Genomic DNA, 18371 nt, shown 5'->3' with positions numbered 1-18371 from the left:
GCGGTACTAAAACATGAGTACCGCTTTTTTACAAAAAATTAGTTTTTAAAATCTAATGATAAAGAGTGAGTTAAAGTATTCTTATTTACAATGATAAATTTGCTTACATTTTATGGTGTGAAAATTTAAGATTCGATGCTTACTATCCCTGCTTCACGAAATGAAGTCGCCGTTTTGCAACGGGACTAATTCTTTGAGAGACGTTAGAGGTTAAAGCATGATTTATGACCAACATGTTGATGTGTATGATAATGTTGCGCCTGCAAGTCATATTGTAATTCGATCCACAGCATCACAGAAGCATCGACCTGAAATAAAATCTCATTCAGGTTCTAGAAACAAAAAAGTTGAAAATGTCGGTTTCAGAAGTTTTAATTTTGAAAATTCAGACTCCATTGATGTGAGTAAGTTCACTCAAAAGTTAGCAGGTGTTTCGAGCAGAAGAAGCTCAGCAATGTGCGCAAAAAGTATTCGTATTGCGTTAGAAACCGCAGGTGCGCGCTTTGTAAAACACCCTGTTGCTGCAGCAGATTGGGGGAATACCCTGACCAAGATTGGATATCGACAAATTCAACCAGCATTTGATCATCCTAAAAAAGGCGATATCTACATCATCAATAGAACCAATAGACATCGATTTGGGCATATTGCTGGGTTTACTGGTTTAGAGTGGGTGTCAGACTTTAAACAGCGTAGCTATAATGTCTATAAAGATGCAGAAGTTACTTATGAATATTATCGAATAAATTTATAAAAATATTCAAAAGAGTTATTAGAGTGGATTGCTTGAATGTAAAAGGGAGCGAATGTGTATTAGAACTTCCTTTTATTTATTCAAAACGTTTTGCTCGATTTTCATAAATTGACACAATAAATAAGCCTATTGCAGTAAAAGCAATGCATTGAATCGCTAAATAGATTTTATTTTGTGCAGGTAATAGGTTAATTAACGTGATTAAGCTAATGATTGGAAGTATTGAAAATAAAATCTGAAAACCTTGTTTATATGGATGGTCAGTTGAAATTTTTAGACTCACATTTCGGAGCATATGAATCATCAGACCAATGCTTAGACTGATACCTGTAAACAGTGGTGTTAGTTGTTGTATTGATGAACAAGCATAGATAATCGTGCAGGTGACGATGCAGATGATGAGTTTAATCTGTCGCGTACATTGATTTGAATACCAAAAGTTAAACATGATTCAGCATTACTCAGGTTTGTTTTTATGTAATAAAGACAGCGGGGAAAATAGACAGACAGCTAAAGCCATAAAGCCAATACCTTGTGCGCCGGGAATCAGAATTTCGCCATTTTGCATGTTCTTAAAAATAAGTGCAATTAATAGCGCAATTGGAATCCACGTCAATAATCGGTATATCAAAGTTGTTGAATTTTGAGCAGCAAAATGTGTTTTGCAATAGCGGCAAATTAGAAAAATAATGCCTGTACCTAAAAACATCAAAATTGCATCAATAGGGAGTGGTCGAATTTTATAAAGAATCGCTGTTGTTATTGCGATTACGATAAGAATCAATAATTTTTTTGCCAGTGATGTTTGAGGGTTAAACCAAAATTCAAGCATAGTTCATCAAGATCAAAAGTATTGGGATAACTTTAGCATATGAAAAAAAATGAAGCACGGCTTCATTTTTTTTCAAGATAATTAAACGTCTACCCGTATTATTTACTATGTTCAGCTTACTTTTGGGTATTTTTCTGTGGACCCCAATCAAAAATTTTCTTTTGGTAAGCGTACCAAATCATCCACAGACCAATCAAAATCATGGGTAAAGATAGTATTTGACCTTTAGTCATCCAGCCAAACAAGATATAGCCTTGATCGGCATCAGGTTCACGAAAGAACTCCATAAAGAAGCGTGCACAGCCATATCCCATGAGGAACACTGCTGAAACTGCCATGCGAGGGCGCGGTTTAGCACTATAGAACCAAAGAATAATAAACAGTAATAAGCCTTCACAAAGCGCTTGATAAATTTGTGAGGGATGACGCACCAACTGCAGTGGATCTGTAGGAAAAATCATACCAAAAATAAAGTTAGGATCAGATACTTGGCGGCCATATAATTCACCCCCAATGAAGTTGCCAATACGTCCGAACATTAAACCTGTGGGTACACACGGTGCAATAAAGTCCAGCGTTTCGAACCAAGTTTTCTTATATTTATGACACCATACTAACATGGCAATCATGACACCCAAAAAGCCGCCATGGAAGCTCATGCCACCCGTCCAGACTTTGAATAACCAAATGGGATCAACTAAGAATTTATCAAATTCATAGAAAATCACATAACCAATACGTCCACCAATGACCACCCCTAAAGCACCATAAAATACTAAATCAGAGACCATGTCAGATGACCATTGATCACGTTGTTTAGCACGATAGGTTGCAAGTCCCCAAGCACATAGAAATGCCAGTAAATACATTAGTCCATACCAATGTACTTGTAGGGGACCCAGTGCAACTGCAACGGGGTCAATATTCGGGTAGGTCAGCATTCCAGTTCCTTGATCTTGTGTTTTGCACAGATTTTAGCTGAAACATATAAAAAATGTTGTACATTCAATGTGTAAAACTAAAAGAGAATAACTTATGTGTATTGTGGCACTGGCTTGGCAGGTTTTAGATGACCAGTCCTTATGTTTACTTTCCAATCGAGATGAATTTTATCATCGGCCGAGTGCTCAATTACATGCTTGGGAACATAGCCCAATTATTGCGGGACAAGATTTACAGTCGGGTGGAACATGGATGGGAGTGACTGCACAAGGTCGGTGGGCAATTGTGACCAATTATCGTAATGGTGCTGATAAAACGACGTATGCAACCTCAAGAGGACAACTCATTCAAGATTTTTTAGAGTCTGAACAAACACCGATACGCTTTGCACAGGCACTTGAAAAAATACAACGTGATTACGCTGGTTTTAATTTATTTATTGGCGATCGCGTACAAGCGGTGTATATGAGTAATCGAGGTGAAGCACCGCAAGTATTATCGAGAGGCGTGTATGTGGTTTCCAATGGTCTGTTATCGGATGATTGGGAAAAGACCAAGCATTTGCGCAAACGTTTTACTCAAGAGTTTCTACCAATGATGCAATTGTCTTCGCTGCCTGAAGCGAACCTGCAATATACAGCATGGGATATTTTGGAAGATGAGCGGAAAATTTTTCCTGATTTATTACCTGAAACGGGTATTCATCCAGAAATGGAGCAATTACTTTCCTCTACTTTTATTCAAAGTCCAATTTATGGAACCCGTTGTTCTAACTTTTTACGAATTACTCAGCAAAAAATAGATTGGATTGAAAAAACTCAACAAGGTGAACATGCTGGAGAGCTTATTCAACAGGTGCTGGAGCCCAGTTGATTTATGCAGAAGTATAGTTCGAAAGACATATATTTTATTTTACAAATATTGAAGATAAATAGAGCTAAATAGCGTCATAAAAGCCGAATTGACTTACTTTTATGACGCTATTTTAGGTTGCTGCTACTTTACGCTTTTCAATGATTTTGCCTAATAGCAGACCCATTTCAAAGAGTAACCACATTGGAATGGCTAGCATAATCATAGAAATAGCATCGGGTGGTGTCATAAACATAGCAATGAAAAAACAACCGACAATAATAAAGCGTCGCTTTTCAGCCAATGTTTTTGTGCTAACAAAACCAATTAAAATAAGGACTAGGGTGATAATTGGGATTTCAAAAGTGACCCCAAAGACTAAAAATAACTTTAAGCAAAATGCCAAGTAGCTATTAATATCAGTCATTGGCGCCACTGTATCTGGTGATACACTCATGAAGAAATGCAAGATAGAAGGTAAAGCGACAAAGTAGGCAAATGCAATTCCAGAATAAAATAGAAAAATGCTGCCAAATAATAAAGGAAATGCTAAATTCTTTTCTTTTTCATACAATGCTGGTTTTAGAAAGGCCCAAATTTGATAAATCACAAATGGCATAGCCAACATTAATGCGATAAAAAAATTCAGCTTAAAGGGTGCCATAAATGTTGCAGTAACATCTGTTGCAATCATGGTTGAGTTAAGTGGTAATTGGGCTCTTAATGGTTCAGATAAGGTCGAATAAGTTTTATTGGCAAACGGTAGTAAGCAAAAAAAGATAACGATGAAAATGCCGACTATTTTGAATAGATGCTGACGCAATACCATTAAGTGCTTGGTGATGGGCATTGCTTCAAGTTGAGTCGGCTCTTCAGCTGAACTCGATGGATTTTGAAGTTGTGGCGAAAGAGAAGTTGTCATACCGCCACCTGTAATTGCGCTTGGTATACTGTTTTAACGGGCGGAATATACACATAAGAGCACTGTTGTTGCTTTATCCACGTTTCTAACAAATAAAATGAAGGAACTGTCGGTTGTATAAAGTGATAGGTTAAAGATAAATTTTTATTGGACGATGATGCTGTGGGTAATTCTTTTTCTGCAGCAGTAATAGATTGTTGTTGTAATTCTTGCATCTGAGCCTGCACTTTCTGTTCCAGTTCTTGAATGCGTTGCATTTCATTTTGCATTTGTTCGCGAAACTCGGATAGACGTAATTCACGATCGATATCATTTTGAACATTACTGATCACACGTTTGAATTTGCTATACCATTTTGCAGCAAAGCGCGCAGCTTCAGGAAGTTTATCAGGACCTAAAACCAATAGAGCGATAATGCCAAAAACCAGAAGTTCAGAAAAACCTACATCTAACATGATTTACATCTCCCAGTTTAGTGTTTCACTGTAGAGTTCACATCAGTATGATTATTTTGATGTTCTAAAGTGCGTGGTTCAGTCAGAGAAGCAGCGCTTGCTTCTTCTTCTTTAATTGATTTTTTAAAATCTTTTACGGCACCACCAACATCTTTACCTAAGTTTTTGAGTTTTGATGTACCAAATAATAAAATCACCACGATTGCGAAAATGAGTACATGCCAAATTGATAAGCCAGCCATAGTTTTAACTCCTATTTTATTAAGCCTATATCAACAGTTATATGTGACAAAAAAGTGACGTAGATATTTCAATTTCAAGACAATCAATGATCTATAGTTTTCAGAAAAATAGTCAAAGCGTGTTAGCATTTAAATATTGCTTAATTTTGGATGTGAACGAGTGGCGTTATTATTTCCGCTGTTGTCTTTTATATGTGGATTAATACTGGCGTCAAGCACGTTATCGACTCAGCTTAAATCTTTACTATCTTCTGCGTTAGCCCGACTATTTATTCCGATTGTCATCATCTACAACATGGTGTTTTATCGGGAGGGCAGTTTAAGTTTAATGTTATTTAGTTTCTTTGCTGCATTCCTAATGTTCTTTGCTTTTTTAGCCATTTCTAAAGATCGCTTAGCATCACTCTGTTTTAGTTATACCAATATGGCGTGGTTAGGGTTCCCGATTGCGATAGCACTGTTTGGCTCAGAAATTAGCTCAGCGATGATTGCCTTATATATTGGTATTTCTATTTTTGGTAATACTTGGGCGGTCACTTCTGTTAGCTCAGAAGCACAATCATTTAAAGAGATTATAAAAAAGGTGATGCAGTCACCACCAGTCATTGCACTATTCATCGCACTTATATTTAGGGGGCTAGACTTTCAAAGTCTGCACAACCATCAATGGATTGATAGAATCTATAGCATCGCAAAATGGGGCATGAGTTTTGCTGGTATGTGTGTCTTGGGAATGTGGTTGCGTAATACTCGTGTTGATCGATATGATCTTTTACAAAGTTTTAAAGTTGCAGGCTTAAAATTATTATGTGGTGTCATTTTGTGTGGCTTAGCATATCAATTTTTACCGATTCCATATATTCATGAATATATCGGAGTCATGTTTTTATTGTTTTGTTTACCTCCAGCGGCCAATATTGTGGCATTAGAAACGCATTATCAGGGAACAGGAATTTCAGCTAAATATATTGCCTCAGGAACGATCGTGAGCTGTGGCATATGTTTTCTATATGGTTTAATTTTATATTTGATTTAGTTTTTAAAAAGTAAAACCCTTCACGCTAGCAGAGGGGATTTACTTTCTAATACTGAATCATATCTTGGAAAAGAATAGATTAGCTGACTAAACTTTTACGGAATAACTGCATCGCTTGACCACGATGACTAATCTTATTCTTTTCTTCTTTTGACATTTCAGCACTCGAAATACCCAGTTCAGGCAACCAGAACAGTGGGTCATAGCCAAAACCATTTTCGCCACGGGCTTGTTCTAAAACTTCACCTTGCCAAATGCCTTGGAATATTTGAGGAAGAGGATCATCTGTATGTTGAACAAGTGCCAATACGCACACAAACATGCCTTGAATCGCTTCGTTGCTCTGACGTAATGGTTTGAGATCTTGTAAAAGTTTAAGGTTGTTGGCCGCATCATCCCCATGTTCCCCTGCATAGCGAGCAGAATAAATGCCTGGGGCACCACCCAATATCGGTACACAGATACCAGAATCATCTGCTATCGCAGGTTTACCTGAAATACGAGCAGCATGACGGGCTTTAATAATGGCATTTTCGATAAAACTTAAACCATCTTCAATTGCATCTTCAATATTTAGCTGACCTTGAGGAATAACATCTACAGGTAGGTTTAATTCGGCAAACATTTTGGTAAATTCAGCAATTTTACCTTTGTTGTTACTGGCGAGTACCAGAGTTCCTTGTGATAACCAATCTTGTGTCGACATTATAAAAAGCTTCCATCTTGAATAGTCATCATTTTAGCTGATTTTATAATGAATATGATGCTAATAAAAAAGCACCCGAAGGTGCTTGAGATTGTAGGGCAAAATTATTGCGCTTGAATCCATTTATCGGCACGATCACGTGCGGTACGAATTTGATCAGGGGTTAAGTTTGCAGCCAATGCCGTCTTCTTGGTTTCAGACATATTAATGACTTTATTGTCTAACATGCCATCACGGGTAGAAAGTTCATACCATTGGTATGCACCCATGTAGTTTTTCTTTTGTTCTTCCATGACCGCTAAGTTAAAGCTGGCACGGTTGTCACCATGGCTGGCTGCTTTTTCAAAGTATTGGCGAGCGAGCGTTTCATTTGTAGATGTACCCATGCCATCGGCATACATCCGTCCAACATTTAATTGTGCAGATGAAATTCCTTGATCAGCCGCAGCCTTAAACCAAGTGAATGCTTGTTTCAAATCTTTACTAATTTCATTACCCGATTGATATCGGGTTGCTAGATAGAATTGAGCCGCAGGTTGTCCAGCTTTTGCTGCTTTCTGTAAGTCAGCAACACTCATATGCGCATATTGTGCTGCCATTGCAGAAGTAGATTGCTGTTGCTGTGGAATATAGTCTGCATGGGCTTGAACATTGAGCAGCCCAAAAAATAATGTACTGCTTAATAATATTTTTTTCATAGAGCACTCACTCGATAAATAGCGACTTCGCCGAACAAATTAGGCAAATGCTTACTCAACATACTACCTTGTTGGTTCCCATTCACTGCGAGTCGATTAATAATCTTAATCTGATTTTCTGCACATAATGCTTCAAAATCACGGAAGGTACATAAGTGGATATTTGGCGTATTGTACCACATATAGGGTAGTGCTTCGGAAACAGGCATTCTTCCCTTGATTGCTAAGAAAGAACGTGTCTTCCAATGTGCAAAGTTTGGAAAGGTGATAATTGCTTGTTTCCCTACGCGCACCATATCTCTTAACAAAACATCAGGTGCATCAACAGCTTGCAATGCTTGTGCCATAACGACATAGTCAAAAGACTGATCAGCAAAGCGTCCCAAACCGAGATTTAAGTCTTGTTGAATAATATTTAACCCTCGACTGACCGCAATTGCAATCTTTTCTTGATCAATTTCTAAACCGTATGCACGGATTTGCTGTTTTTTGCTCATTTGTGACAATAATTCGCCATCCCCACAGCCTAAATCAAGCACACTGGCACCTGGGGTAATCCATTTTTCAGCGAGTTGTTGATCTATACGCATTACACAGTCTCCTGAGGTGTTGCTTCAAGGTGCTCAGGGCCACCTAAAAATGCACGTAATGTTTTTACATACAGCGGAATAGGGAATAGAAATGAATCATGCCCTTGTTCTGCATCAATATCGATATAACTGACAGGTTTATGACTGCTAATCAGTGCATCCACAATTTCTTGTGAGCGTTGCGGACTAAAACGCCAATCTGTAGTAAATGACACGACTAAAAAGCGGCATTGGGTCTTCAACATCGCTTGCGTTAACGATAAGTCATATTCACGTGCTGGATCAAAATAATCCAAAGCTTTGGTCATAATGAGATAAGTATTGGCGTCAAAGTTACGACTGAATTGTTCACCTTGATAACGAAGATAGCTTTCAACTTGGAACTCAACATCAAAGCCGTACATAAAGTTGCCAGATTTTAAGTCACGCCCAAATTTTTGTTTCATGGCTTCTTCAGACAAATAGGTAATATGTCCGACCATACGTGCCAAAATTAAACCACGCTTAGGGTAACTGTCTTGTTCTAAATAGCGGCCGTTATGAAAATCTGGATCAGACAAAATCGACTGACGTGCTACTTCATTAAAGGCAATATTTTGTGCTGAAAGCTTGGGAGCGCTGGCAATAATCACGCAATTTTGTAGACGATCTGGATAGTCAACTGACCACTGTAAGGCTTGCATGCCACCGAGTGAACCACCAATAATGGCATACCACACTTCAATATTTAAACGATCAGATAGCATGGCTTGGGTCTTGACCCAATCACGAACTGTAACTAAAGGAAAGTCAGGGCCATAAGGCAGATTATCATTTTCAGGATTGGGTGATGTTGGTCCAGTGGAGCCGCTACAACCGCCAATATTATTCAGTGCCACCACAAAAAATTTAGAGGTATCAATGGCTTTTCCAGGTCCAATACAAGCATCCCACCAGCCTGGTTTTTTATCATCGGCATGATGGTAACCTGCGGCATGATGATGTCCTGATAATGCATGACACAGTAAAATGGCATTGGATTTATCTGCATTGAGTTTACCGTAGGTTTCAACCATGATGTCAAAACGTGGCAATATACGGCCACATTCAAGCTCTAAAGGTTCTTCAAATTGGAATTTTTGCGGGCTAACGATGCCCACCGAGTCAGCTGGAAAAGACACAGGAATAATTCGCCTTAAAATCTTTAGGATGAATAACAAAAGGATACCACCGAGGATATCCTTTCAAAAGTAATTTATAGTGCTATTACATATCGTTATTGCTTATACCGCAGCAGCAATTACTTGTTTAGTACTTAACACACCTTGTTCTATCAAGCGGTTGGTACATGCAATAATCGCTTCGATTGAAGAGGTCACAATATTGTCGTGTACGCCTGCACCAAATGCAGATTTACCTGTACCTTTGACTTGAAGTTCAATCAAGGCTAAGGCTTTAGCATGCGCACCAGAGCTAATGCTACGCTCTTCATAACTCAATACGTCAATAGGTAACTGTAAGGCATTTAAGATGGCAGAAATAGGACCGTTACCTTCACCGCGTAAGTGCTGAGTTTCACCATCGACCACCAAATCAAGCTCAATCACTTGATTGCCGTTATCATCCGATAATCTGTAATTTTTCGCAGAATAATGTGCATCTTTGACTGCCACATAGGTCTCTTGGAATAAGTTCCAAATTTCTTGCGAGGTAATTTCAGTGCCTTGTTCATCGGTATGTTGCTGAACTTTTTGAGAGAATTCAATCTGTAAACGACGTGGTAATACCACGTTGTAATTAGATTCTAATAAATATGCGATCCCACCTTTACCTGACTGACTATTGACACGAATAACGGCATCATAATCACGACCTAAATCTTTTGGATCGATAGGTAAGTATGGCATATCCCAAATTTCTTCACCTTTTTGGAATTCGAAGCCTTTTTTAATCGCGTCTTGATGTGAGCCAGAGAAAGCAGTAAAGACTAAATCACCTGCATACGGATGACGTGGGTGTACAGGTAAACCAGTACATTCTTCAACCGTGGCAATAATTTCATTGATATTAGAAAAATCCAATTCTGGTGCAACACCTTGGGTATACATATTCAAGGCAATGGCAGCAACATCTACATTACCGGTACGTTCACCATTACCAAAGACGCAACCTTCAACACGATCTGCGCCAGCCATAATGGCTAACTCTGATGCTGCAATCCCACAACCACGGTCATTGTGACAATGTACAGAGATAATCACCCCATCACGACGTTGTAAGTTACGGTGCATCCACTCAATTTGATCGGCATACACGTGCGGGCCAGAAACTTCAACGGTTGCAGGTAAGTTCAAAATTACTTTATTGTTTGGTGATGCTTCCCAAATTTCGGTCACTGCATCACAAACATCTTTGGCAACCTCTAATTCAGTTGCAGAAAAACATTCAGGGCTATATTGGAAGATCCAATCTGTAGCGGGGTATTGTGCTGCATATTCTTTAACTTTTTCAGCTGCATTCATAGCCAATTTTTTGGCACCAGCCACATCAACATTTAATACTTTTTGACGAAAGGTCGGAGAGTTTGAGTTGTAAATATGGACGATGGCGCGTTTAGCACCGTCTAAAGCTTCAAAAGTACGCTGAATCAAATGATCGCGTGCTTGAACTAAAACTTCGATATAAACATCATCAGGAATATGACCTTCTTCGATCAACTTACGTGTGAAATCAAAATCAATTTGAGAGGCAGAAGGGAAGCCAATTTCAATATGTTTAAAACCAATTTTGACCAACATTTGAAACATTTTAAATTTTTGTTCAATGTTCATTGGCTCAAAGATCGCTTGATTACCGTCGCGTAAGTCGGTACTCATCCAAATAGGCGCTTTATTGATTTCGTTATTTGGCCATTGACGGTCTGGTAAGTCCACACGTTGGTACATGCGACGATATTTTTTACTTGGATCTGCCAACATCATGTGAAACTCCTTGTGTAGTATCGGTTGCTCTAATCTTGGGTAAAGGCAACTTACTACGCGTATAGATTATGTCTATTCTAGCGATTTACAAGTATATTTCGGAGTCCTATCGCCTAAAGTGGCATAAAATTATGCGTGGATGTAACACGGCATAAAGTAAAACTCAGTTATCTTGTAAATGGATTAACTTGAGATTAATTTTAAAAGAGTTGGTTCGGAAATAATTCCCTTAATTTATGAGGAAAACTTAAAATAAGAGAAAAATTTCCTGAAAATTTTATAATTTTGAAAAATATATTCTATATTGATTTATTTTGTGGAAGATACTCTCGTTAAAATAGGCCTGAGCGTCTACAAAACAACTAAATTTCAGCCCATTTACGCATTAAATTATGATACATATTGGTCAATTTAATAACTTCTTTATGTTGATCACCCAGCTCTAGCCGTAAATTTTGCACAGTTTGATCTAAGTTAAACAGCATATAGCGATCAGCATCATCACGAATCATACTTTGTACCCAGAAAAATGAAGCAATACGGCAACCCGATGTGATTGCAGTGACTTCATGTAGGCTGGTAGAGGGGTAAAGGATCATATCGCCCGCAGGAAGTTTAACTTCATGGTAGCCGTAAGTATCTTCAATCACCAGTTCACCGCCTTCATATTCATCTGGTTCAGTTAAGAAAACGGTACAAGACAAGTCGGTTCTTAAGCGATCATTGGTACCACGGATGCGTCGAATCGAGTTATCAACATGAAAACCAAAAGATTCATTATTTTCGTAACGGTTGAACAGGGGCGGGATGATATCCAGTGGAATGGCAGCAGAAAGGAATAAGGGATGTTGACCTAAAGCCTCTAAAATAATGTTACTTAAATGATGAGTGAGTGGATTGTCTTCTGGCAGTTGTTGATTTTGTTTGACGGTTGCTGAAAGTGTGCCTGCGGTCACTTTGCCATTTACCCATTCAACTTGATTCATTTCTGTGCGGAAATATTGAACTTGTTCTTTGCTGAGTACGTTTGGAATATGATGAATCACGGCAATACACCTTTAAATATATAAATACTTGATTTATAAAAATAGCCTCTACGAATAGAGGCTATTTTACATTAAATCCATAAAATATTTATGGGATTTTTAGATTTTAATACTTGAAGTTCACAGACAATACTGCACTACGGCCTTCAGCTTCAGATGCATAATGAGATGCATAGGCTTTGGTAAAGTAACGTTTGTCAGAAAGGTTGTTTAAGTTGAGTTGTAAGTCAACATTCTTGTTTACGTTATAACGTGCCATAGCATCGTAGCGTACATAACCTGGAACCCATTTAGTATTAGCAGCATCACCATAGACTTTATCCATTGCAATTGCGCCAACGCCTAAATTAAGTTGTGGAAGTACTTGATAGGTTGTCCAAAGAGTTGCTGAGTTCTTAGGCACATTTTGCATTTGTTTACCCTTAGCAGGGTTGTCAGCAGTACATACGCCTGCACGGTTACAAGATGGACCAGGGTTTACATTTTCACTGTCGAGGTATGTATAACCAGCAGAAATAGCCCACTTATCAGTAACTTTACCATTTAAGCCAAGTTCTAAGCCATCAACTTTAGTTTCGCCGCCATTGGTATATGTACCTGCATCTATTTGAATACGGGTATTTTGTTTTTCAGTACGGAAAATCGCTGCAGTTAAGTTTAAGCGATCATTGAGTAAATCCCATTTTGTACCAATTTCAAAAGTGCGGCTTTCTTCAGGGTCTAGATCCATATAGGCTTGACCAATCGCCTCAGAACCATCACCAGCATCTACACCCACTGGGTTTGCAGAAGTTGCAATACTTGCATAAATTGAACCATTTTCAACAGGTTTAAATGTTAAACCAGCCTGATAAGTGAAAAAGTCACTATCATTTTTAATTTTAGCACCTGTAGCATTGGTGGTTTGTTCAGTTTCAAATTTATCCCAACGTAAACCAAGATCAAGTAACCATTTAGGTGTGAACTCAATATTATCCAGTAAATAAACTGAAGTAATATTAGTTTTGGTCGTTGTAACGTTCTTATCCGCGACTGATGTACCTAACCAAGGTTGCTTAGGATTTGGATTTGTTAGTGACGTACACCACGCATCATTAATCTTACAATTACTATTAAATCCACCAGTTGTTGAACCAGCATAACCAGGATAAGTCGTTAAATAGCCACCCTTGTCAGATTGCTGGTCGCTATATTCAGCACCTACATTAAACTTGTGCTTTAACATGCCTGTATTGAACTTGCCTGTTAACGCAAGTTGATCTGTAAAGATTTCAGTATCAGTAATACGTGAATTTATACGGCGCCATACTTTGTCATTGAGCACATTACCTTTGGAATCGTCAGGCTGAGTCCACAGGTAATCATTGGTTGCTTTGTTGTATACAGCTGTATTACTAATGGTTAGGTTATCTGTTAAATCATGTTCTAACTTAATGGTGCCAATTTGATTTTCTTGCTTTTGAAAGTCACGTTGTTGCAATCCATAGTAAATACCTTGTTTAACATCAACAGGTTTTCCTTCAGTTGCTTTTTTAGCAGCATTATAGCTATATGGAACACCTGAATCGGGTGTATCGTCAGATTTCAAATAGTAATAACTTAAAGTTGCACGTGTTGGAGTATCAATACCAAAGGTAATACTAGGTGCAATACCTGCACGTTTGTATTCAGCACCATCTTTTTGACCGGCTTTTTCATTATGATGACCCATTACTGCTACACGAGCTGCAATACCATTACCAAAATCTTTGTTGCCATCTAAAGTGATACGCTGATAGTTATCTGTACCGCCTGCAACAGAACCTTCTAAAAAGTCACCTTTTTTAGCAACTTTAGAAATCATGTTGATGCTACCACCGGTAGAACCTGCACCACCGAGAACAGAAGCCGAACCTTTGGTTACTTCGACTTGTTCAATGGCAAACATTTCACGATTTTGTGAGGTTGAGTTACGTATGCCATCTACATAGATTGAACTTTCAGAGTTATAACCACGAATAAATGGACGGTCGCCATTCGGGTTACCACCTTCACCTGCACCTAGGGTGATCCCTGAGACAGTACGTAATGCATCACTTAATGTTGTAACTTGCGTATCTTCAATCAGTTGTTTAGAAATAATAGAAACTGATTTTGGTGTATCTAGCAGAGGGGCAACAAATTTAGTATTTGCAGATTGGTCAACTTTAAAACTTTGTTGTTGTACGGCACTTGCCTGTGCATGAATCGTTGGGAGTTGTGTTACATCATCTTGCGCCATTGCTGTAACCGCAACGACAGATAAAGAAGATGCGATCGCAGAAGACACAATCTTTTTACGTGTTTTGATGAAAGACATGGTGAGACTCAAAATTAGAAATGTAAATTTGTATGCGAATAATAATGATTACTATTTATTATTGCATCAGTTTTGGATTGAAATTACCGATTGAATTTTTAATTTAAATTAACTACTACAATTGAAAATGAAGCTTAATCATTACATCTATTTATTATCTATATATTTTATATAAAAACCTAATGTGTCGGACTGTAACAAAATAGGAGAGATCGTGAGTAAATACTTATAAAACTGTAAAGTATGAAAATATTTGCAATAACCATAAATAAACCGCATTGATTAAAACGTTAAAAACTTGAAATTAAAATTTAAATTGCATGATTTTCACAGGTATTTTGTATATCTTCGCATGTTGTCATATAATGTGACACTTTAAAAATTGCAACTACTATTTCTATATCGAGGAAGCCATGCAAGTAACTTCTGAAGCGGTTTCGGGCGTTGCCCGTCGTTTAAATGTATCTGTACCGACGAGCCGTGTAAACGAGCAATTTGAAGCTCGCTTAAAACGCACTGCCAAAACTGCGAAGATTAACGGCTTCCGTCCAGGTAAAGTGCCTTTGGACGTTGTACGTCGTGAATATGGCGCGGGTATCTATCAAGAAGTGATTAACGATGTTATTCGTGACACTGTCTTTGAAGCAATTCAACAAGAAAAAATCAATGCTGTAGGCATGCCAAACATTGATAAAGTTGAAAATACAGCTGATGCTTTAGTTTATGAAGCAACTGTTGAAGTTTACCCAGAAGTAGATGTTAAGTTTGAAGGCTTAGAAATTGAGCGTAAAGCAACTGAAATCAACGACAAAGATGTTGATGCAATGCTTGAAAACTTACAAAAGCAACGCCAAACTTGGGCTGAAACCAAAGGTATGGCTAAAAAAGATATGCAAGTAACTTTCGATTTCGAAGGTACTGTTGATGGTGAGAAGTTTGAAGGTGGTGCTGCTGAAGACTTTAAACTTGTTCTAGGTTCAGGTCGTATGATCCCTGGCTTCGAAGACGGTATCATTGGTATGAAGAAAGGCGAAGAGAAAGTAATTGATGTTACTTTCCCTGAAGACTATCAAGCTGAAAACCTTGCTGGAAAACAAGCACAATTCAAAATTACTGTGAAGCAAGTTGAAAAAGCAAAACTTCCAGAAATTGATGCTGAATTCCTTAAAATCTTTGGTTTGACTGAAGAAGAAGGCGTTGAGAAATTAAAAGCTGACGTTCGTAAAAACATGGAACGTGAAGTGAAAAATGGCCTTCGTAACCAAGTGAAAAGTGCAACTTTTGATGCGCTTGTAGCTGCAAACGAAATTGAAATTCCAGCTGCGATGATGGCTCAAGAAATTGACCGTCAACGTCAACAAATGATTCAACAATTCACTCAACAGTTTGGTGCTCAAGGTGCGCAAGCATTTGATAGCAGCATGCTTCCAGATGATTTGTTTAAAGAACAAGCTGAAAAAGCAGTTAAACTTGGCATCTTGGTCAGCAAAGTTTTAGCTGATGCGAAACTTGAAGTTGATCCAGCTCGTGTTGAAGCATATATCAATGATATGGCTTCTTCTTACGAAGATCCAACTGAAGTGATTGAATACTTCAAAAATGATGAAAAACAACGTGCTCAAATTGAAGGCGTTGTCTTAGAAGATCAAGTGGTTGATTACATTTTAGCTTCAGCTAAAGTAACTGATACCGCTGTAAGTTATGAAGAATTGTTGAAAGAGCAACAAGCTCGTCAACAAGGTTAATAGCTTGTAGTAATAAAAAGGCGCTTTTAGCGCCTTTTTTTATGTTGTTGAAACTTTGTTAAATGTCCTGTATTCACAATGCATATCCAAAAAAAATCTGTTATTTAATGGGGAATATTTTGCATTTTCAGTAATTATCCCTCATATTGTGAATATGAGTTAAGTAACAAAAAATTCAGGAATAAATAACGTATGTATGTTCCAATGATTGATAATGCTTTAGTTCCGATGGTTGTAGAACAATCTTCTCGTGGTGAGCGTTCTTTTGATATTTTTTCACGTCTTTTACGTGAGCGTGTGATTTTCTTGACTGGTGAAGTTGAAGATAACATGGCGAACTTAATTGTTGCTCAAATGTTATTTTTAGAAGCTGAAAACCCAGAAAAAGATATCCATCTGTATATTAACTCACCGGGTGGTTCTGTGACTGCCGGTATGGCGATTTACGATACCATGCAATTTATTAAACCCGATGTGGTGACGTATTGTATGGGGCAAGCAGCCTCTATGGGTGCTTTTTTGTTGAATGCCGGTGCTAAGGGCAAACGTTATTGTCTTGAAAATGCGCGTGTCATGATTCACCAACCATTAGGTGGTTTCCGTGGTCAGGCATCTGATATTGAAATTCATGCACGTGAAATTCTATATATTAAAGAGCGTTTAAATCATTTGATGGCAGAGCATAGTGGTCAGGATTTTGCTCGAGTAGCACGTGATACAGACCGTGATAATTTTATGACAGCTCAAGCTGCTAAAGAATATGGCCTTGTGGATGAAGTGCTTTCGAAACGTCCGAAAAACTAAGTCGTTACAAGTGTTCAAACAAACAAAGATTCAAAATTTGGAGTGAAAATGTCCGAACATCCTCAAGGACAAAAGCATTGTTCATTTTGTGGTAAAACACAGTCTGAAGTTGGGAAACTAATTGCAGGCGAGGACGCTTACATTTGTAATGAATGCGTAGATGTGTGCTTAGACCTCGTCCAAACCAGTCAGCAGGTTGAAACTGGTGATTGGGCAACGCGTCCTTTGCCTAAACCACATGAAATTCGTGCGGCTTTAGATCAGTATGTTATTGGGCAGGATACTGCAAAGAAAACCTTATCGGTTGCGGTATATAACCATTATAAACGTCTAAAAGTGAGTCAATCGGGTCACAAACGTGAAGATGCTGTAGAAATTGCCAAAAGTAATATTTTGCTGATTGGCCCGACAGGTTCGGGTAAAACTTTGTTAGCACAAACGTTGGCTCGTCTTTTAGATGTTCCTTTTGCGATGGCAGATGCAACCACCTTAACCGAAGCAGGTTATGTGGGTGAAGATGTTGAAAACATTGTACAAAAGCTTTTGCAAAAAGCTGACTATGATGTAGAAAAAGCGCAAAAGGGTATTATTTATATCGATGAAATCGACAAGATTACCCGTAAATCAGAAAATCCATCGATTACGCGTGATGTCTCTGGTGAAGGTGTACAGCAAGCGCTTTTAAAAATGATTGAAGGTACCGTTGCTTCTATTCCACCACAGGGTGGTCGTAAGCATCCGCAACAAGAATTCATTCAAATTGATACTTCAAATATTTTATTTATTTGTGGTGGTGCTTTCTCTGGACTTGAGCGTGTCGTACAACAACGTCAGGAAAAAGGTGGAATTGGATTTACCGCTGATGTGAAAAGTAAAGATGATACTAAAAAAATCTCAGAACTTTTCCGTCAAGTTGAAGCTTCAGACTTAGTAAAGTTTGGTTTAATTCCAGAATTTATTGGTCGTTTACCTGTAATTGCAACATTGGAAGAGCTGGATGAAGAAGCATTAATGCTTATTTTGACAGAACCGAAAAATGCTTTAACACGTCAATATCAATATCTGTTTGAAATGGAAAATGTGGATCTTGTTTTTGAAGATTCGGCATTGCGTGCAGTAGCGAAAAAAGCATTAGCACACAATACTGGTGCACGTGGTTTACGTTCAATTCTAGAAAAAGTATTGCTTGAAACGATGTATGACTTACCTAGTCGTGTAGATGTAGGCACTGTAGTCATCAATGAAGCGGTGATTAATGACAAGGCTGAACCTGAATATCAAACAGCACGTCAAGTAAAAGTGGATCAGAAAATTGAAGAGAAAGTTGATTTAAAAGTGATTGATAGTAAATCAGCATAATCTGATTGACGTTTATTGCTTTGCAACTCATCTGAAACGTGCAAGAAGTTTAACTTTTTGCACGTTTTTTATGTCTAAAAAGACATTGCA

The 18371-nt window shown here is 38.1% G+C and carries 19 protein-coding genes; 6 read left to right on the top strand and 13 right to left on the bottom strand.

Annotation, left to right across the window (positions count from 1 at the left end):
• Window positions 1-217 precede the first annotated feature (217 nt).
• Entirely contained in the window at window positions 218-754 is a 537-nt protein-coding gene (locus tag B9T27_RS05840; protein ID WP_086205895.1) for a CHAP domain-containing protein, read from the top strand.
• Between the two features lie 76 nt (window positions 755-830).
• Here B9T27_RS05840 and B9T27_RS05835 read toward each other — a convergent pair whose 3' ends face one another.
• The 3 genes from B9T27_RS05835 to lgt form a co-directional block, all read right to left on the bottom strand.
• Window positions 831-1202: a hypothetical protein gene (locus B9T27_RS05835; protein WP_086205894.1), complete on the bottom strand. Its 372-nt coding sequence runs from the start codon at window positions 1200-1202 to the stop codon at window positions 831-833.
• 9 nt (window positions 1203-1211) lie between these two features.
• The gene (locus B9T27_RS05830) at window positions 1212-1586 is read right to left on the bottom strand and encodes a hypothetical protein (protein WP_086205893.1); all 375 of its coding nucleotides are present in this window, start codon (window positions 1584-1586) and stop codon (window positions 1212-1214) included.
• 116 nt (window positions 1587-1702) lie between these two features.
• Window positions 1703-2527, bottom strand: a complete 825-nt coding sequence (gene lgt / locus B9T27_RS05825) for a prolipoprotein diacylglyceryl transferase (protein WP_086205892.1) — start codon at window positions 2525-2527, stop codon at window positions 1703-1705.
• A gap of 94 nt (window positions 2528-2621) precedes the next feature.
• Here lgt and B9T27_RS05820 point away from each other — a divergent pair, with 94 nt between their 5' ends.
• Window positions 2622-3401 (top strand): NRDE family protein, encoded by a 780-nt coding sequence (locus B9T27_RS05820; protein WP_086205891.1) that lies wholly within the window; start codon window positions 2622-2624, stop codon window positions 3399-3401.
• Window positions 3402-3513: 112 nt separating this feature from the next.
• On the opposite strand, the gene tatC is transcribed toward B9T27_RS05820, so the two are convergent.
• From tatC to tatA, 3 genes are all read right to left on the bottom strand, one after another.
• Window positions 3514-4230 carry a twin-arginine translocase subunit TatC gene (gene tatC, locus B9T27_RS05815; RefSeq protein ID WP_416224389.1) on the bottom strand — a complete coding sequence of 239 codons (717 nt, stop codon included), beginning with the start codon at window positions 4228-4230 and terminating at the stop codon, window positions 3514-3516.
• 68 nt (window positions 4231-4298) lie between these two features.
• Window positions 4299-4757 (bottom strand): Sec-independent protein translocase protein TatB, encoded by a 459-nt coding sequence (gene tatB, locus B9T27_RS05810; RefSeq protein WP_086205889.1) that lies wholly within the window; start codon window positions 4755-4757, stop codon window positions 4299-4301.
• Between the two features lie 17 nt (window positions 4758-4774).
• Complete coding sequence (gene tatA, locus B9T27_RS05805) at window positions 4775-4999, bottom strand: Sec-independent protein translocase subunit TatA (protein ID WP_086205888.1); 225 nt, start codon at window positions 4997-4999, stop codon at window positions 4775-4777.
• A 160-nt stretch (window positions 5000-5159) separates the two neighbouring features.
• Here tatA and B9T27_RS05800 point away from each other — a divergent pair, with 160 nt between their 5' ends.
• The gene (locus B9T27_RS05800; RefSeq protein WP_086205887.1) at window positions 5160-6035 is read left to right on the top strand and encodes an AEC family transporter; all 876 of its coding nucleotides are present in this window, start codon (window positions 5160-5162) and stop codon (window positions 6033-6035) included.
• A 79-nt stretch (window positions 6036-6114) separates the two neighbouring features.
• Here the strand turns inward: B9T27_RS05800 and rdgB are convergent, their stop codons facing one another.
• The 7 genes from rdgB to B9T27_RS05765 form a co-directional block, all read right to left on the bottom strand.
• Window positions 6115-6741: an RdgB/HAM1 family non-canonical purine NTP pyrophosphatase gene (rdgB, locus tag B9T27_RS05795; RefSeq protein ID WP_086205886.1), complete on the bottom strand. Its 627-nt coding sequence runs from the start codon at window positions 6739-6741 to the stop codon at window positions 6115-6117.
• A gap of 104 nt (window positions 6742-6845) precedes the next feature.
• Window positions 6846-7439 (bottom strand): tetratricopeptide repeat protein, encoded by a 594-nt coding sequence (locus B9T27_RS05790; RefSeq protein ID WP_086205885.1) that lies wholly within the window; start codon window positions 7437-7439, stop codon window positions 6846-6848.
• Complete coding sequence (gene metW / locus B9T27_RS05785; RefSeq protein WP_086205884.1) at window positions 7436-8029, bottom strand: methionine biosynthesis protein MetW; 594 nt, start codon at window positions 8027-8029, stop codon at window positions 7436-7438. The genes B9T27_RS05790 and metW overlap by 4 nt, the downstream gene beginning before the upstream one ends.
• On the bottom strand, window positions 8029-9189 hold the full coding sequence (gene metX / locus B9T27_RS05780) for a homoserine O-succinyltransferase MetX (RefSeq protein ID WP_086205883.1): 1161 nt from the start codon (window positions 9187-9189) through the stop codon (window positions 8029-8031). The genes metW and metX overlap by 1 nt, the downstream gene beginning before the upstream one ends.
• A 102-nt stretch (window positions 9190-9291) precedes the next feature.
• Window positions 9292-10989: a 2-isopropylmalate synthase gene (gene leuA, locus B9T27_RS05775; RefSeq protein WP_086205882.1), complete on the bottom strand. Its 1698-nt coding sequence runs from the start codon at window positions 10987-10989 to the stop codon at window positions 9292-9294.
• Between the two features lie 362 nt (window positions 10990-11351).
• Entirely contained in the window at window positions 11352-12035 is a 684-nt protein-coding gene (locus B9T27_RS05770) for a Fe2+-dependent dioxygenase (RefSeq protein ID WP_086205881.1), read from the bottom strand.
• A 106-nt stretch (window positions 12036-12141) separates the two neighbouring features.
• Entirely contained in the window at window positions 12142-14373 is a 2232-nt protein-coding gene (locus B9T27_RS05765; RefSeq protein WP_086205880.1) for a TonB-dependent receptor, read from the bottom strand.
• A gap of 413 nt (window positions 14374-14786) precedes the next feature.
• On the opposite strand from B9T27_RS05765, the gene tig reads away from it, so the two are divergent.
• From tig to clpX, 3 genes are all read left to right on the top strand, one after another.
• On the top strand, window positions 14787-16118 hold the full coding sequence (gene tig, locus B9T27_RS05760) for a trigger factor (RefSeq protein ID WP_086205879.1): 1332 nt from the start codon (window positions 14787-14789) through the stop codon (window positions 16116-16118).
• A 192-nt stretch (window positions 16119-16310) separates the two neighbouring features.
• A complete protein-coding gene (gene clpP, locus B9T27_RS05755; RefSeq protein WP_086205878.1) occupies window positions 16311-16922 on the top strand; it encodes an ATP-dependent Clp endopeptidase proteolytic subunit ClpP in 612 nt (203 codons plus the stop codon).
• Window positions 16923-16970: 48 nt separating this feature from the next.
• Window positions 16971-18281 (top strand): ATP-dependent protease ATP-binding subunit ClpX, encoded by a 1311-nt coding sequence (gene clpX, locus B9T27_RS05750; RefSeq protein WP_086205877.1) that lies wholly within the window; start codon window positions 16971-16973, stop codon window positions 18279-18281.
• Window positions 18282-18371: the final 90 nt, after the last annotated feature.

Origin of the sequence: Acinetobacter sp. ANC 4648 (genome assembly GCF_002135345.1) — a bacterium.
GTDB lineage: Bacteria > Pseudomonadota > Gammaproteobacteria > Pseudomonadales > Moraxellaceae > Acinetobacter.
Note: the sequence above shows the minus strand (reverse complement) of the source record. Positions and strands in the feature narration are given on the sequence as shown.

What these genes read in the sequence shown, in the direction of transcription:
- tig (WP_086205879.1), top strand. Translation starts at nt 14,787, where the DNA reads ATGCAAGTAACTTCTGAAGCGGTTTCGGGCGTTGCCCGTCGTTTAAAT.
- B9T27_RS05830 (WP_086205893.1), bottom strand. Translation starts at nt 1,586, where the DNA reads ATGCTTGAATTTTGGTTTAACCCTCAAACATCACTGGCAAAAAAATTA.
- tatB (WP_086205889.1), bottom strand. Translation starts at nt 4,757, where the DNA reads ATGTTAGATGTAGGTTTTTCTGAACTTCTGGTTTTTGGCATTATCGCT.
- tatA (WP_086205888.1), bottom strand. Translation starts at nt 4,999, where the DNA reads ATGGCTGGCTTATCAATTTGGCATGTACTCATTTTCGCAATCGTGGTG.
- leuA (WP_086205882.1), bottom strand. Translation starts at nt 10,989, where the DNA reads ATGATGTTGGCAGATCCAAGTAAAAAATATCGTCGCATGTACCAACGT.
- B9T27_RS05835 (WP_086205894.1), bottom strand. Translation starts at nt 1,202, where the DNA reads ATGTTTAACTTTTGGTATTCAAATCAATGTACGCGACAGATTAAACTC.
- clpX (WP_086205877.1), top strand. Translation starts at nt 16,971, where the DNA reads ATGTCCGAACATCCTCAAGGACAAAAGCATTGTTCATTTTGTGGTAAA.
- B9T27_RS05840 (WP_086205895.1), top strand. Translation starts at nt 218, where the DNA reads ATGATTTATGACCAACATGTTGATGTGTATGATAATGTTGCGCCTGCA.
- B9T27_RS05765 (WP_086205880.1), bottom strand. Translation starts at nt 14,373, where the DNA reads ATGTCTTTCATCAAAACACGTAAAAAGATTGTGTCTTCTGCGATCGCA.
- B9T27_RS05820 (WP_086205891.1), top strand. Translation starts at nt 2,622, where the DNA reads ATGTGTATTGTGGCACTGGCTTGGCAGGTTTTAGATGACCAGTCCTTA.
- clpP (WP_086205878.1), top strand. Translation starts at nt 16,311, where the DNA reads ATGTATGTTCCAATGATTGATAATGCTTTAGTTCCGATGGTTGTAGAA.
- metW (WP_086205884.1), bottom strand. Translation starts at nt 8,029, where the DNA reads ATGCGTATAGATCAACAACTCGCTGAAAAATGGATTACCCCAGGTGCC.
- lgt (WP_086205892.1), bottom strand. Translation starts at nt 2,527, where the DNA reads ATGCTGACCTACCCGAATATTGACCCCGTTGCAGTTGCACTGGGTCCC.
- tatC (WP_416224389.1), bottom strand. Translation starts at nt 4,230, where the DNA reads ATGCCCATCACCAAGCACTTAATGGTATTGCGTCAGCATCTATTCAAA.
- rdgB (WP_086205886.1), bottom strand. Translation starts at nt 6,741, where the DNA reads ATGTCGACACAAGATTGGTTATCACAAGGAACTCTGGTACTCGCCAGT.
- B9T27_RS05790 (WP_086205885.1), bottom strand. Translation starts at nt 7,439, where the DNA reads ATGAAAAAAATATTATTAAGCAGTACATTATTTTTTGGGCTGCTCAAT.